Genomic DNA, 15,301 nt, shown 5'->3' with positions numbered 1-15,301 from the left:
TAGGAGACAAAAATGCCGAAAAATAGAAAAAGGCTGGGAGATATACTTATTAACGACGGAATTATATCTGAGGAACAACTTTTCACAGCTCTTAGCTTACAAAAGGAAACCGGTAACAAACTTGGAGCGATCCTTATTGCGCAAGGTTGGCTTTCAGAGGATCAATTGTTTCATGTATTAGAAGAGCAATATCAAATTCCATATGTAGACATCAACACCGTATATATCGATCCTAAAGTACCTAAAATGATCAGTGAGATATTGGCACGTAGACATATGGCAATACCGATTCGAATGGACAAGAATAGGCTGACCATAGCGATGGTTGATCCATTAGACATGATTGCAAAGGACGACATTCGGATAACGACAGGTCTTGAAATCGATGTGGTTATCTCGGCTCAGCAAGATATTGCAAAAGCTATAAATCGATATTATGACTCAAGTGAAAGAGCAGCTAAGGCGGTTGAAGAGTTTAGAAATCAATTTGGAGATGATTCAGAAGAAGATTTTGAAGAAGATTCTGACGTTACAAATGCCCCAATGGTGCGACTTGTAAATACCATAATTGCACAAGCCGTTAGAAGCAAAGCAAGTGACATCCACATTGAACCGCTTGAGAAAATTGTACGAATTAGATATAGAATTGATGGCGATTTAAGAGAAACGATGACGCCTTCAAAGACAACACATTCTGCGCTTGTTACAAGAATTAAGATTATGGGTAAATTGAATATATCTGAAAAGCGTATTCCTCAGGACGGCCGTGTAGAAACGATCATAGAAGGTTTTCCTATTGATATGCGTATTTCGATATTACCAACAGTATATGGTGAAAAGGTAGTTATTCGTCTCCTAGACCGTAACAGTTTAATGATTCGAAAAGAGGATTTAGGATTCACAGATTATAACCTACTTCAATTAGAACGAATTTTAAAGGTACCTGAGGGAATCATCTTAGTAACAGGTCCAACAGGTAGTGGTAAAACTACAACGTTATATACCATATTAAAAGAGCTTAATAAAGAAACTAAAAACATCATCACCGTTGAAGATCCTGTGGAGTATCGACTAGAAGGGATCAATCAGGTTCAAGTTAATAATAAGGCAGGGCTTACATTCGCAAATGGATTGAGATCCATTTTAAGACAAGACCCTGATATTATCATGGTCGGTGAAATTAGAGATTCAGAAACAGCTGAAATAGCAGTAAGAGCTGCAATTACAGGTCACACGGTGCTTTCGACGATTCATACCAATGACACGGCGAGTACGATTTCAAGATTGATCGATATGGGGATTGAAAGCTACTTAGTTTCCTCTTCAGTTGTGGGCATTATAGCACAGCGATTGGTAAGAAAATTATGTGTCAAATGCAAAACGCCTTATGAAGCTTCTTTTGAGGAGTTAAAAGCGTTAGGTTTACCTACTGACACTTCTTTAGAGATCTATAAAAGTAAAGGCTGTAACTCTTGTAATCATACTGGTTATAGTGGTAGAACAGCTATCCACGAGATTTTAGTAGTGGATCGTGATGTTAGAAACCTTATAAGCTTAGATCGTAGCATAGATGAAATCAAGCAAAAGTCACGCTCTAAGGGAATGACCACTTTGAACGAAACTGCAAGAGAGCTTGTTAAAGATGGAATTACCTCAGTAGAAGAAATGCTAAGAATGACCTACAGCTATGATGAAGAATAAGGATGTTAAATATGAAAATACTCGATATCTTAAAAATTGCAATTGACGCAGGTGCATCAGACGTCCATTTAACCGTAGCATCACCGCCAATTATGCGTGTGAATGGGAAGCTGGTACAAATGTCAGATATAAGACTGATGCCTGAGGATACAATGGACATCATTCAAGATATGATGACCGATCAACAAGTTAAGCACTTTGAAGAAACGGGAGAACTAGACTTTTCTTATTCAAATCCTGGTCTTGGACGTTTTAGGGTGAATATATATAAACAACGTGGTAGCTATTCAATGGCACTGCGTGTGGTAAGTTTAAATGTTCCGAGCATGGAAGAACTTAGATTGCCACCGATTATAAAAGAACTGTCTATGAAGCAAAGGGGATTGATACTCGTAACGGGTCCAACCGGTTCAGGTAAATCAACCACACTTGCCTCCATGATCGATTTGATGAATCATCAACGTAACGAGCATATCATTACGATTGAAGATCCTATAGAATATTTGCACAAGCACAATAGAAGCATCGTCAATCAGCGTGAAATTGGGCATGACTCTAAAAGTTTTGCCAATGCGCTTAGAGCTGCTTTACGACAAGACCCTGATATTATCCTAGTAGGTGAGATGAGGGATCTTGAAACAATCAGTACAGCGATAACAGCTGCTGAAACTGGACACTTAGTTTTATCAACCTTGCATACCATTGGTGCTGCAAAAACAGTTGATAGAATAATCGATGTTTTTCCACCTCATCAACAGCAGCAAATCCGTATACAGCTTGCCTCAGTTTTAGAAGCGGTTATTTCACAGCAAATATTGCCTAAGGCAGATGGTTCGGGAAGAATTGCTGCATTTGAAGTCATGGTAGCAAATTCGGCGATTCGTAACCTTATTCGCGAAGGCAAAACGCACCAAATTCAGAATGTCATCCAAACTGGTGCATCGCAAAGCATGGTTACCATGGATGCATCGTTGATTGATCTTTATAAAAAGAGAATTATCGACATGCCAACACTTAGAAAATACGCAGTTGATTTTGATATGGTTCAAAAGCAACTGAATCTTTCTTATTAATTTTAGTATTTTGGGGTAGAACCATAAAACATAGACAGGGGGGATAGGATGACATCGGTTTACGTATGTAAGGAGATTGATGCGCAAGGCAAAATTCTTCAGACGTCATATAAAGGCGAAAGCTCTGAAGAAATTGTTCAAATGATTCGCTCGAAAGGTCATACACCGATTAAGGTTGAGTTAGAAGCAGCAAAAGGACAAGATATTTCAGACCTAGCATTATTCGAAAAGAAGGTTAAATCAAAGGATTTAGCAATTTTTTGTAAGCAATTATATACCATGCTTCACGCTGGGATGCCTTTAATCAATGCACTCGATGTATTATACAATCAAACAGAACACAAAACGCTTCAAAAGACCGTGAAAGCCATGACCATACAAGTGCAAAAAGGTGATGTGCTCTCTACTTCCATGAAAGCGCATACGAGAGTTTTTCCATCGCTTTTGATCAACATGGTTGAGTCAGGTGAGTTGACTGGTAATCTGGATGGTGTCTTAGAGAGGATGTCAATCCATTACACTAAAGAACATCGAATTAACTCTAAAGTAAAGGGTGCAATGGTTTATCCAGCTGTATTAAGTATCTTAGTTGTGTGCGTTGTTATATTTATGATTACATTTATCTTGCCAACTTTTACAGGCATGTTTGAATCATCAGGTGTTCCACTACCGGCACCGACGAGATTTTTATTAGGTGTTAGTGATTCGATTAGAAGCTTTTGGTATATATATATAGTAGTGATTGGTGGATTAGTCACATTTTTTAGATGGTATTTTAAAAGTGGTGATGGTAAAAGATTATTTGACAGCATTGCATTAAAATTACCACTTATAAAAAAACAAGTTGTTATGATAGCGACATCTAGATTTACAAGAACCTTGGCGACACTTTTAGCAAGTGGTATTCCCATTATTCAAGCGCTTGAAACCGCAGCTAATGTTACAAGCAATCTTGTTATAGTTGATGAAATGAAAAAGGTGACTGAAGATATTAAAAAAGGTGTTGCTTTAAGCAATTTACTAAAAAGGATGAATATTTTTCCGCCTATGATGGTTTCCATGGTGGGAATTGGTGAAGAATCAGGTGCACTCGAAGACATGCTAGATCGAGCAGCTGATTATTATGATGAAGAGTTAGAAACAGCTATTCAAAGGTTAGTTCAACTTCTTGAACCAATTATGATAGTAGTAATGGCAGTTGTGGTAGGTTTTATAGTTATTTCAATGTTGTTGCCGATGTTTGACATGCTCAAAACGGTACAATAAAGGAAGAACTTTAAAATAAATATGTATACTTATAGAACGTTAAGGAGGAAAAGATTATGATGAAAGCTCTCAGAAAAAAAAGAGCGGGAGGGTTCACCCTTATTGAACTGATTGTAGTTATCGCTATTTTGGGGATTTTAGCAGCGATAGCAATTCCTAGACTTGGTGGTTTTACAGAGTCAGCAAAAATGGCAAATGATGAAGCTGTGGCTGCAAATTTAGCTACTGCAGGTGCTTTGTATTATGCTCAAAATAATACTGCACCAGCTGATGTTGCTGCTTTATATGCTGCTGATTTGACTGCATATACAAATGACGCAGATGTTATCGCTGATTTAAAATCAACAACGTATGCAGGCACTACAGCTATAGCTTTTTCTGTGGCTAGTAATAAAGTAACTGTAACTTTTACGGGATCAACACTAACTGCAACAAAATAGCACTTTAATTTTAAAAGAAAAGACACTTAGGTGTCTTTTCTTTAAAATTTCATTACAGCGGTTGTATTAAGTGAACAACTTTAGTTAAAAGAGTTGAAAAATAGTTTTAATTTCTATATAGTATACATAGGACTTTTGGTCCATATATGAAGTGGGGACTTCGTAGAAGATATAGAATAGAAGTGGGCAAAGTATTTGAAAAGATATGACGCAAAGCTTGGAGTCTAAGGCAATTTTGCTATGATCGTTCAGCTGCAGTTTAATTTGTGCTGCAGTTTTTTATTTTTTTGATAAGGAGCTTTAATGAAAAGACAAAAAGGAGCTGCATTAGCAATGGTGATAATTGCCTTTGCAGTGCTAATGATTTTAGGAACAATGGTACTCTCCATCTCAATGTCAGAGGCGAATTTCGTGTCAGCAGATGAGGTAAAACTTAAAGAATTATATACTGCAAGATCAGGCGCTGAGGCAATGGTTTCCTACCTGATAGAAAATCCAAATCAGATTCAGAATATAATCGATGAAACGGCGATCAATCCAGCGAAAGGCAAACTTAATAATATTGAGTTTGAAGTCGTTGTTAAAAATAATGTAGCTAACCCAATAGTAGAGTCTAAAGTTATCAAAGATGGTAACGTCAAATCGGAAATATCGATTGTGCTCAACTCAAGTCAGTTTAACTTCCTTGATTATTCAGTGTTTTCAACAAATACACCAACAATTGGAAAACAACATAATGGCAACGTCGGAACCAATAGTAATACCATTAATAGGGTCGGAGGTAGTAAGGATCAGATTAATGGCAATGCTAGAATCGTAAATGGAAATGTGAGTTCTGTTCAAAGTGAGTTTACAGGAACCATTACAAATGATACTGAAGTAGTGGCTTTACCTCAAATCGATACATCAAAGTTTACCACCGTACTAGCAGATAATTCGAGATACAATCTAACGAATGGAGATACCGTCTATTTAAACGCCACGTCATTAAGTAGAAATTTCTCAGTGACGGGCAATGGTATATTACATCTACTGGTGGGTAATTTAGGTGGAAACATTGATATTTCAGTTGGTGCAAATGTTAGATTAATCTTATATTCAACACAAAGCAGTATCACCTTCAATGGTAATCCAACATTACCTTGTATTTTATATGCGCCAAATGCAATTGTATCCTTTAACGGTGGCGGTAATGGAACTGTAAACAGTGGACAAATCATCTGCAAGCAGTATGAAGCACCTAATTCTGCCGCTTTTAACTACGTCGGAATTGATACGGTAGGAATCGATTTATCCATTGATCAATCAGCTTTGTCTTACACAAGAGGTGAGTATGATGGACAATAAATTTAGAAGAAGAAAATACGCAAAGTCGAATGCGATGACTTTAGTAGAAATTATAATGGCGATTGCATTAATTGGTATAATCACCATTTCTATTATGACGTTGCTAACTTCTGGCTTTACACAAATTACTTCCTCTGGCGAAAGAGCGAAAGCATTATTTCAAGCTCAAGCACAAATAGAATCGGATATTAATGATATTGGACAAAGTGCAAGTGATGCATCTGAAACCTTGACATTAAAGATAGACGACACTGAGATAATCGTTCCAGGTAAAGTAAAATCCGTTAATACAGCTTTGCCGAATGGTAGATCCGTACAAATTGAAATATTCCAACCCTATAAATGAGGTTTTAATGAAAAAAACGTATAGAGGATTAACGTTAGTTGAACTTATAGTTGTCATTGCACTAATTGGTGTTGTGATCACAGTTGCATCATCAATTATGCTTTTTGGACAGAAGACAGCAAATTTATCGGAAGAAACAGCAATGAATCAGTTCGATGTAAGACAACCTATAAAAGGATTTTCCAACCAAATTAGATATGCAAGTGATTTAGAAATATTAGACTCAGATCCTTTAAGCTATGAAAGTGGCTATCATTACATCATTTTTGATGACGCGACAAATACGATAAAATATGTTGAGGACACAGTAGAAAAGTCAATTACAGGACTAACAACTATATCAGATTTAACTTTTTCAGTATCAAAAAATAACGCAAATCTAAAACAGATTAACTTTACATTTGGTAAAGTAGATTCGACGCAATATGATTTAACCACTTCACTTATTATTAATAATCTCTCAGATACCGGTGTGAAAGGTGTATCAACAGGGATTGGAGTGAAGTATAAATAAGGCTAACAATGATGAACTCTTTAGAAGTGGGGACTTTTAAGAGCATTGTTATTATAGAATAGAAATGGGAAGCTCATAAAATTTATTGCGTATCTTTAAGTAGATACGCTGATTTTCGTGCTTCTCTAAAGATGAGGGCAAAGTACTTGAAAAAGTACGACGCAAAGCATGAAGTCTAAGGTTTATACTATGGCGGTTCGGCTGCAGTCTAATTAGGCTGTGGTTTTTTTGTGTTAAAATCACAGCCTATAAGCCTAGACTTTGAGGAGGGTGGAAATGAAGAAATATTTAAATGAACTGAATACTATAAAGGATGAACAAGGTGCATCGCTGGTTTTTGTTTTAATGGTTATGTTGGTTGTGTTGATTTTTAGCACGTCAGCTATGGCAATCTTTAGTGCGAATTTAAAACAAGCGAAACAGCAACAAGATCGACTTGAAGCTTATTATTTATCTTATTCAGGAATAGAAATGGCTTTTGAATCATTAATTTCAGATGATATGGAGAAAACAAAGGAAATTCTAAACGCTGCGTCAGCGGATTTTGCACTTGTGACCAATGATATTGCCTTTGGAAATGGTTTGATCGATATAAAGGCAGAAAAATCAAAAGATCCAGGGGTTGATGGATGGATCAAAATCACATCGACAGCAGAACTCTCAAAAAATCATATGGTCTATATCCGCAGTATGTATTTTAATCCGGATAACCCAAATGAAACATTCTGGATCAATGAGTAGGAGGCGTTATGAAAAAAGTAAAAGGATTTACTCTAATTGAGTTAATTATTGTTATTGCACTTTCTTCAATCGTTCTTCTAGCTGCTTCAAATATGATGATATTTGGAATGAAAGCTCAGAGCATAACCTTGGACGAGTTTGAGGTGCAATCTGCTTTAAGGATTATGACAGAGAAGATAAATGTGGTTTCGAGAGATGCAGCAGGTGCGTTTTTGCTACATAGAGAGAATACTTTGAATATGACCAGTGGCTGGAACTATATTATGCTCAATGATGATCAAACTAAATTGGTCGAGTACGTATGGGATGAAGCGAGTGGTAAGCATATCGTTCAAGATATTTTTTCGGGAATTGAAGGAGTCACTTTGGATTTGGTTTTTACAAAAGATGCAGACCCAGACGAAGACAAATTGGTCACATATGAGCTCAAACTGAAGAAAAATGGCAATGAAAGAGTGATAGATTCTACCGTTGAATCAGTAAATGCATTACAAGTTGTAGATAGAGCATATGGTAAAGTGGCAAATACAATATCCTATAGGAATGACAAACGGGTTACTGATATCGTTACTTCACAAGCTGCTGTCGCAATGGTACTCGATACTTCTGGTAGTATGGACAGACAATTGAATGGCAATTCCACAAGTAACAGTTCTAAAAAAAGACTTAATCTGATGAAACAAGAGGCGCTTAGGCTTATAGATGAACTCGCACAAAATCCAAATGTGTATATCAGTCTGAACCCTTTCAGTTCGACAGCAAACGACTCAATGGAAATGTTAAAAGCTCAAGTCAATAATGGCACAAATACAGCGTTTAAGAATTATTTTGACAGTAATTCGTTTGAGGCTGATGGCGGCACCAATACAGGCGATGGTATTAGACGAGGCTTTTATAGAATTAAAGAGTTTAATGAAAAAGAAGAGAATAAAGCGATTACAAATAAAAATTTTTTAATCATACTGGTGGATGGCGTTACGACATTCGGTTCGGTTTACGAAGCTTATTACTACGATGATTGGTATAGAAGCGGTACCTTAGATTTCGTACTGGGTGATGCGAACATTAATAATAGACAGATGCCTACCTATAGCTACAATCGATATAACGATGGTAGGTATGCAGGCAATGGTAGCGATCTAGATCCTATTGGAACTTTGTATGTAGAAACAATTGGCGAATTGGTCAGAGCGTATAAAAAGGACACAGCTGAAGCCATTCAAGTGTATGTGATCGGTTTTTCAAGTGTAAGTAGAGATTATGATAGCTTGGAGGATATTGCTTTGGCTACATCAGGTGAATCAACGTATTATGAAGCGGGCGATGTAGAAACCTTAAATGGTATTTTTAAAGCCATTGGGAAGGATATTAGTGACGCTTTATGGCATATCGGAGGTCCAAACTAGGAGGAGAATATGAAAACGAAAAAATCAAGCAACGGGTTTACGCTCGTAGAGATCATTGTTTCTGTTGTCTTGCTAGGTTTGATAGCAACAGCATTGATACCTACATTTTCTTTCAGCTATCAACAACTGAGGAAATCAGAAGAATTCACTCATGACACTTTTGATTATCAACAAAAAATCGAGTCAGAGATTGAAGATAAAAAGCAAATACCACCAACAGATCCAAGTAGCACTAAAACAATTCAAGTGTTTGGGAAAAATGTAACTGGTCACGTCATTACGGTTAATGACAGCTCAAGCAGTGAGGTCTCAGTGTTCATTACACAAAATAGCATCCCAAATATTGTTCCGGAAATTGTGCCTCCGGTTAATTTGGTTACTTACAGAGGTGCATCTGTTGTAAGTCCTGCTTCGCCAATTGAGCTACTAGATTCAGGACTGCATCTTGAAGTAACAGATCCAGAAATTACGAATGCCACAAAGCCATATTTTTTAATGTATGTTTATCGATGGTATCTATCTGAAGAAATGGATAGTGCTATAGACGCACCACTAAAGACAAAGGACTACATTGCGCTAAAAGAATGGAATGCTGCAAAGAAAGAGCTGTCATATAGTGAATCTAATCAATTGGCTTTCATACCAAACATAGAAAATCATTATAATTATTTTGAAACTGAAGAAGTAAAAACTGCTTTTTCTCTTACGAATACTGATTGGATCAATGCCTTCGGTAATCGGTATATCATGTATGGTGTAACACCCTACTCAACTTCAGGTCGTATAGGAAAAGAAGTGTTGAGTAATAAAGTTTATATTAACGCACCTAGGATTACCATTTTATCTGCTAATGTAACGGCTGATCCTAAAGTTGTAAAAGTTGAATTCCAAGAGAGTTTAGATTCTGTTTTCGATTTAACGAGATTTAGCATCAACAGTACAATTGGCACCTTGGAAAATGTTACTTTAGATGGTTTAGATGATAAAATAATCTATCTCACTTTTGATCAAGATATTTTAATAAATGCTGATGTCACAGAGAATTATTTGAGCAAAGGCGCTGTGCTGTCAAAAGATAATGGTGCGATAACCGTATGGGGGCAAGGCTATCCTGATGGTAGATTTACGATTCAACCATTTGTGAGGAAACCGTTAACGACGATAAGCGTTACACCTAAAACATTACAGATGGGAATTGATGATGTTAGTACGTTAAGTGTAAGTTTTAGCCCATCTGATACAACTGATAGCATCGTATGGGAAGTTGAATCTGGAAAAGAAGACATTGTAACTGTGGATAATGGTACAGTTACTGCTTTAAAAGAAGGTATCGCAAAGGTGTATGCACGAAACACAGAAGGAACAGTTTCAGATTTTTGTACAGTAACAGTTACAAAGGATATGATCTTAAATGTCGGTTTTGTTAAAGATGCCTTGCATAGTGGCAATGCTAAAAATAAGCTCTATGTTGAGTTCGACGGTGACATTTCTCATATCAATTTGACACCACAGAATAGCCAACAGTATGTTAAGGTGAGAATAGGTGGTACGGAATATCATGCCACAGAATATGATTATGTGAATGGAAAGTCAAATGCGATTGTCCTTTATTTTGATAATATATCAAACATTAGTAATGCTACGCTTAATATCAAAGGGAATAAAATCATGATAGATGGCGAAAGTGTTGAAGTAGAAGGATATGCTATATCGCAAGAGGTTATAGGTAACGTTTGGTATAGAATTCACGGTCGACATACTGAAATAAATGAGACGGATTACCCTAAATTTTTACGTGTAAACGGTTCTGGATATGTAGGACAAAATGCTTGGCCTGAATCGTCGTCACAGTCAGAGATGGATCCATTCTTATGGGCTGTGGTTTACAGTGGTAATTCAAACAAACCAATTCTTGGTCCACCATATGAGGATTCGCTTTATAATTTACGTAACAAGACCAATAATAGATATCTTGAAACCAGTAATTCAAATAACACATATGAAAATGATGGACAAATTATCAGGCTCACTTCCAATACAAATACAAACTCGCAAAAGTTTAGATTAGATGCAGTGAGAATAGAAAGTGAATATTATTATAAAGTTTATACCGATCTTGCATGGACGAATCAGTATAACGCATATGTGTTCGATTTAGCTTCTAGTAGTCTAACTGATTGGGACTTGAGCAATGCAGGTGATGGTAAGCTAATTAGATGGACAGATAAAAACAACCAAGATGACAACCAGTTATTTGATTTTGAACCATGGATTGTATTTGAACCTTAATAAACCTTGCAAATTAGCCTTCGTGCTTTACTTCTAATAGTCATTGAATTATAATTATATTAAGTAGGGCAAACTACGTGAAAACGTAATGCGCAAAGTCATGTGTCTAAGGTGTTTACTATGATTGACAGACTGTACTCTTTTGAGTGCAGTCTTTTTTATTTAGCCACAATCTCGCTTGTGGTAAAAAAAAGCTTTGTCATTGACAAATATGAAAGGAGAATGGTTTAGCGACTTTTATTAGTGGTATTATGATAGAAATGGGGATTATATCATAATAGGAAGGTGATAACATGGATAAAAAGCATAAAGGTGCTGCATTACCAACCGTTATAATAATTATGGTTATAGTTATAATTTTGGGCATGGTACTTTTAAATGTTGCCCTTGCAGATACAAAATTTGCTATGCGTCAACAATTTCAAACGCAGACGCACTACGTTGCTAGATCAGGCGTGCTGGTAGGTGTCGAAATAATTGGAAAAGAAATTGTCAATTATGGTCAAAGTACTTTAACCGATTTTGTTGCGGCATTAAACACGCATGTGGCATCTTATTTAAGTGCCAATCCTAATGCGTTTACGGTGGATGGCAAGGGTAAATTTGAGTTAAACTATGAACTTTATGGACCGTCTGAGATTAAGATTTTTTCCACAGCCACTTCTCTTGAAAATAATACGGTTACAGAGAGCTTATCTCTCAGAGTTAAGATGAAACTACCAGATTCTCCTCTTGTAAATCCAGCGGACTGGGTAACTGGGATTAACCTTCAAAAAGGGATAAATGCCAATACGACCAACTATTTAGGTCAAGCAGTTGAGTTTGAAGGAAACCCAGTACAATCACCAAAAGGAGGCACCTCTGACTCTGTGTTTAGAGCTTCGATTTTGTATTTCACAGATGCAAAGGGCATTAGCTTAAGACAAATTAACAATACAATTAATATAACCTTTGATGCATCCATCGTTTACTTTGTGAATACTGTCAAACTAAATGCTACAGGAGATGATATAAAACTTGGCTACTCTCTTGAGGTAGCTGCTGATAAAAAAACATCGGGAAGCATCATGTATCTTGACGATACGAAGTTAAATAACGATGACTCGTATGAGTCCACACATGGCTATGAATCCGCGGATTACTATAATGCCCTTATCCAAGGTTTTGGTACAAGTATGCATAGTAGCTATAGTTTTCAAGCGGGAAAAAGATATGGAGTTGTCTACTTTGGTGGTGGTATTTTAGACAGCAGCGCTAATGCACTAACACTTCCGAACAATGCAGGTCAAAACAAATATTTCTTTTATCCAGATGGCGTTGATATTACTGAGGCAAGTGGCAGAAGTCAATTGATACCAATCGCTGCAGATGATCCAATTATTGACGTACTTATTAACCGTTTCTCTTTATCGGTTAATTCACAATCCTATCTTTGGGGGCGAGAATGATGAAAAAAGGAAGAGAAAAGGGAATGACTCTTATTGAAGTTGTAGTAGCACTGGTTATTCTAGGGATCATTATCACCGCGATGTTAAATACAATTACCAGTGGGTTCGTATGGGTTTTTAATTCTGGTCACAGGACTCAAGCTTTAGCAGAAGCGCAGACAATTGTAGATACGATCTACTCAGATGGTATAGTGGATGAAACTGTTACGACTTCAAATATTTATACATTAGTAGCAAATGGCACAATAGATGGCAAAGTGGCATCTGAAAGTGATTTAAATAGTAGTTTGTATAATAGCAGTTTTCCAGATAAAACTGTATTTTACTCAGTGACCGCTACAACGATTGATGCAGTCGTTTATTCACAACTAAAAATCCTTGTTTTTTACCAGTCAGGGAAGCAATTTGTGACTTTGACTGCACTAATTCCATAACGGAGAGGTGAGTGTATGAAGAAGAATTTAGTACAAAGTAAAGGCATGACTTTGGTTGAGTTAATAGTTGCATTAGCTGTTTTTTTAATCGTAATTACTATGGCTTTTTCATTTTTCTTTTTTAGCCAAACCAGTGTAACAAACGGCGTTGCACAACAAGATATTCAAAGCCGATTGAGAATTGCATCGGATTTCATAGCCAATCAAAGTAGATATGCCTCTGACGTCGAAATAGTCACTGAAACTGTATCGGATTTAATTGCCAATCAAGCTTCAATTCCTGTGTATACGAGCTATCTCATTTATGACGATGTGTCTGGAGATATTATGATGATCAATAACAGTGAAATCAAAAGTACATCACTAGGAGTTGGTTCTACATTAACATTTGGCACAGATGTGTCAAATGATAACATGATTAGTTTTGATCTTTTAGGTGTCTCAAAAGGACAAGATTATACGATTAATAGTGAAATCATCTGTCTCAATATTCATAATGGCGTGAGTAAAAAAGTGCTTGGTAGTTCAGGGAATGCACTTAAACTGACAACAGAGGATGACTATATATCAAAAACCGCACTGCCTATTGCAGAGATTCAGTCCAACTCTAAAACATCAGTTACGATTTCGTTTAATAAAAGCTTTGCCAATTTGATTATTACGACAACTGACACACAAGCAACTATATCAAGTTCAATCTCTGGAAATGAACTCACATATACCTTTTCACCAGAAAACAAGGTAAAACAAAATGATTATTTTGTATTTACAGTTGAGTTTACAATTGGATCAGACGTATATACTTATGCATACCGTATGTCTTATGCAAATAACGGTGATTGGACAATAGAGTAAATTTCTAAACACTAGCATTTACAATTGCTCTAGAATGTTTTATAATTATTTTAATACTAATATATCAATATAATTTGGCAAACCTTACGAAAGTCTGGGGCGCAAAGCGTGAAGTCTAAGGTAAATGTACTAGGATGGTTCGGCTGCAGATATTATTTCTGCGGCCTTTTTTATTAAGCCACAATCTCGCTTGTGGTAAAATCTGAAGGCTCGATGCCTTAAGATTTTTATTGGATATAACTATAAAAAAACATATTTTATATACAAAATTGTGTAGAAATTTGTTTGACGTAGTCTTAATCGTGATAAATAACCTTAAGAACTTTTGTAGAGTAGAAATTTATTTGGGGAAATAAATGATTCTTGGAGGGGTTATGGAGTTAAACGATGTTTTAAGACATGCCGTAGATATTGGTGCATCAGATGTTCATTTTGCAGTGGGTGGTCCTGTTAACATTCGAGTTAATGGCGTATTGATTCCATATAATGAGCATGTGTTGACCCAAGATGAAACGGCAGCGATTGCAAAACACATCATACCGACAGATCTGTATTCAACCTTCGAAAAAGATGGTCAATTGGATACAGCTTACCGTATAACCGATCATAGTGTATTTCGGGTAAATGTGTTTAAGTATTCAGGGAAAATTGGGATTGCAGCCCGGTGTATCTCTGATGTAATACCATCTATTGCTGAGCTTGGATTGCCCGATACCGTTGAAAAAATTGCCGGATACTCTTCGGGACTGATTATCGTAACTGGTCCAACCGGATGCGGGAAATCCACGACGATTGCTGCAATTATTGATTCGATTAACAAGTCAAAAAAACGCCATATTTTAACGATTGAAGATCCAATCGAGTACATCCATCGCAATAAAAACTGTATGATCACACAACGTGAGGTTGGAAGGGATTGTAACAATTTTTCAGAAGCATTAAGAGCTGGATTAAGACAAGATCCAGACGTCATCATGGTTGGAGAGATGAGAGACCTTGAAACAATATCCATAGCAGTCACCGCAGCTGAAACAGGGCATTTAGTTCTTGCAACGCTACATACAAGGAATTCATATCAAACCATTGAAAGGATTATTGACGTTTTCCCATCAACACATCAACAACAGATCAGAGTACAGCTATCCAATTCACTGATGGCTGTGTTTTCGCAAAGATTGTTACCTAAGAAGGACGGCTCCGGGCGTGTACCAGCTGTTGAAAGCATGTTCGTAACACCTGCAGTAAGAAATCTTATAAGAGAAAATAAGGTGCATCAATTATATACATTTATACAAACTGGTCAAAAGACAGGTATGCAGACGATGGACGATCATCTTATTTCATTATACAGAAAAAGAATTATTGATAGAGAGACATTACTAGAAAATGCATATGACAGAGATATTGTGATGAAAGAGTTATAGCAGTAAATACTTTTGGG

Annotated in this window: 14 protein-coding genes and 4 riboswitches; all 14 genes read left to right on the top strand. The window is 36.6% G+C overall.

Annotation, left to right across the window (positions count from 1 at the left end; all coding sequences use genetic code 11):
- Window positions 1–12: 12 nt before the first annotated feature.
- On the top strand, window positions 13–1,701 hold the full coding sequence (locus AC4PID_RS02910; protein WP_492134072.1) for a GspE/PulE family protein: 1,689 nt from the start codon (window positions 13–15) through the stop codon (window positions 1,699–1,701).
- 11 nt (window positions 1,702–1,712) lie between these two features.
- Complete coding sequence (locus tag AC4PID_RS02905; RefSeq protein ID WP_492134071.1) at window positions 1,713–2,774, top strand: type IV pilus twitching motility protein PilT; 1,062 nt, start codon at window positions 1,713–1,715, stop codon at window positions 2,772–2,774.
- Between the two features lie 48 nt (window positions 2,775–2,822).
- Window positions 2,823–4,040, top strand: coding sequence for a type II secretion system F family protein (locus AC4PID_RS02900; protein ID WP_492134070.1), 1,218 nt, complete (start codon window positions 2,823–2,825; stop codon window positions 4,038–4,040).
- Window positions 4,041–4,096: 56 nt separating this feature from the next.
- Window positions 4,097–4,480, top strand: coding sequence for a type II secretion system protein (locus AC4PID_RS02895; protein ID WP_492134069.1), 384 nt, complete (start codon window positions 4,097–4,099; stop codon window positions 4,478–4,480).
- 175 nt (window positions 4,481–4,655) lie between these two features.
- A riboswitch (cyclic di-GMP riboswitch) is annotated at window positions 4,656–4,740 on the top strand.
- Between the two features lie 43 nt (window positions 4,741–4,783).
- The gene (locus AC4PID_RS02890) at window positions 4,784–5,827 is read left to right on the top strand and encodes a hypothetical protein (protein WP_492134068.1); all 1,044 of its coding nucleotides are present in this window, start codon (window positions 4,784–4,786) and stop codon (window positions 5,825–5,827) included.
- The gene (locus AC4PID_RS02885; RefSeq protein ID WP_492134067.1) at window positions 5,814–6,173 is read left to right on the top strand and encodes a type II secretion system protein; all 360 of its coding nucleotides are present in this window, start codon (window positions 5,814–5,816) and stop codon (window positions 6,171–6,173) included. The genes AC4PID_RS02890 and AC4PID_RS02885 overlap by 14 nt, the downstream gene beginning before the upstream one ends.
- 7 nt (window positions 6,174–6,180) lie before the next feature.
- Window positions 6,181–6,687, top strand: coding sequence for a PilW family protein (locus AC4PID_RS02880; protein WP_492134066.1), 507 nt, complete (start codon window positions 6,181–6,183; stop codon window positions 6,685–6,687).
- A gap of 126 nt (window positions 6,688–6,813) precedes the next feature.
- Window positions 6,814–6,896, top strand: a riboswitch (cyclic di-GMP riboswitch).
- Window positions 6,897–6,963: 67 nt separating this feature from the next.
- Window positions 6,964–7,428 (top strand): hypothetical protein, encoded by a 465-nt coding sequence (locus AC4PID_RS02875; protein ID WP_492134065.1) that lies wholly within the window; start codon window positions 6,964–6,966, stop codon window positions 7,426–7,428.
- A gap of 8 nt (window positions 7,429–7,436) precedes the next feature.
- Window positions 7,437–8,834: a prepilin-type N-terminal cleavage/methylation domain-containing protein gene (locus AC4PID_RS02870; RefSeq protein WP_492134064.1), complete on the top strand. Its 1,398-nt coding sequence runs from the start codon at window positions 7,437–7,439 to the stop codon at window positions 8,832–8,834.
- Window positions 8,835–8,843: 9 nt separating this feature from the next.
- A complete protein-coding gene (locus AC4PID_RS02865; protein ID WP_492134063.1) occupies window positions 8,844–11,123 on the top strand; it encodes an Ig-like domain-containing protein in 2,280 nt (759 codons plus the stop codon).
- A gap of 57 nt (window positions 11,124–11,180) precedes the next feature.
- Window positions 11,181–11,263, top strand: a riboswitch (cyclic di-GMP riboswitch).
- Window positions 11,264–11,416: 153 nt separating this feature from the next.
- Window positions 11,417–12,571 carry a hypothetical protein gene (locus AC4PID_RS02860; protein WP_492134062.1) on the top strand — a complete coding sequence of 385 codons (1,155 nt, stop codon included), beginning with the start codon at window positions 11,417–11,419 and terminating at the stop codon, window positions 12,569–12,571.
- A complete protein-coding gene (locus AC4PID_RS02855; RefSeq protein ID WP_492134061.1) occupies window positions 12,568–13,005 on the top strand; it encodes a type IV pilus modification PilV family protein in 438 nt (145 codons plus the stop codon). The genes AC4PID_RS02860 and AC4PID_RS02855 overlap by 4 nt, the downstream gene beginning before the upstream one ends.
- Window positions 13,006–13,020: 15 nt before the next feature.
- The gene (locus tag AC4PID_RS02850) at window positions 13,021–13,860 is read left to right on the top strand and encodes a PulJ/GspJ family protein (RefSeq protein WP_492134060.1); all 840 of its coding nucleotides are present in this window, start codon (window positions 13,021–13,023) and stop codon (window positions 13,858–13,860) included.
- Window positions 13,861–13,926: 66 nt separating this feature from the next.
- Window positions 13,927–14,011, top strand: a riboswitch (cyclic di-GMP riboswitch).
- Between the two features lie 223 nt (window positions 14,012–14,234).
- The gene (locus tag AC4PID_RS02845) at window positions 14,235–15,284 is read left to right on the top strand and encodes a type IV pilus twitching motility protein PilT (RefSeq protein ID WP_492134059.1); all 1,050 of its coding nucleotides are present in this window, start codon (window positions 14,235–14,237) and stop codon (window positions 15,282–15,284) included.
- Window positions 15,285–15,301: the final 17 nt, after the last annotated feature.

The organism is Fusibacter sp. QWL-12 (genome assembly GCF_058683495.1).
Note: the sequence above shows the minus strand (reverse complement) of the source record. Positions and strands in the feature narration are given on the sequence as shown.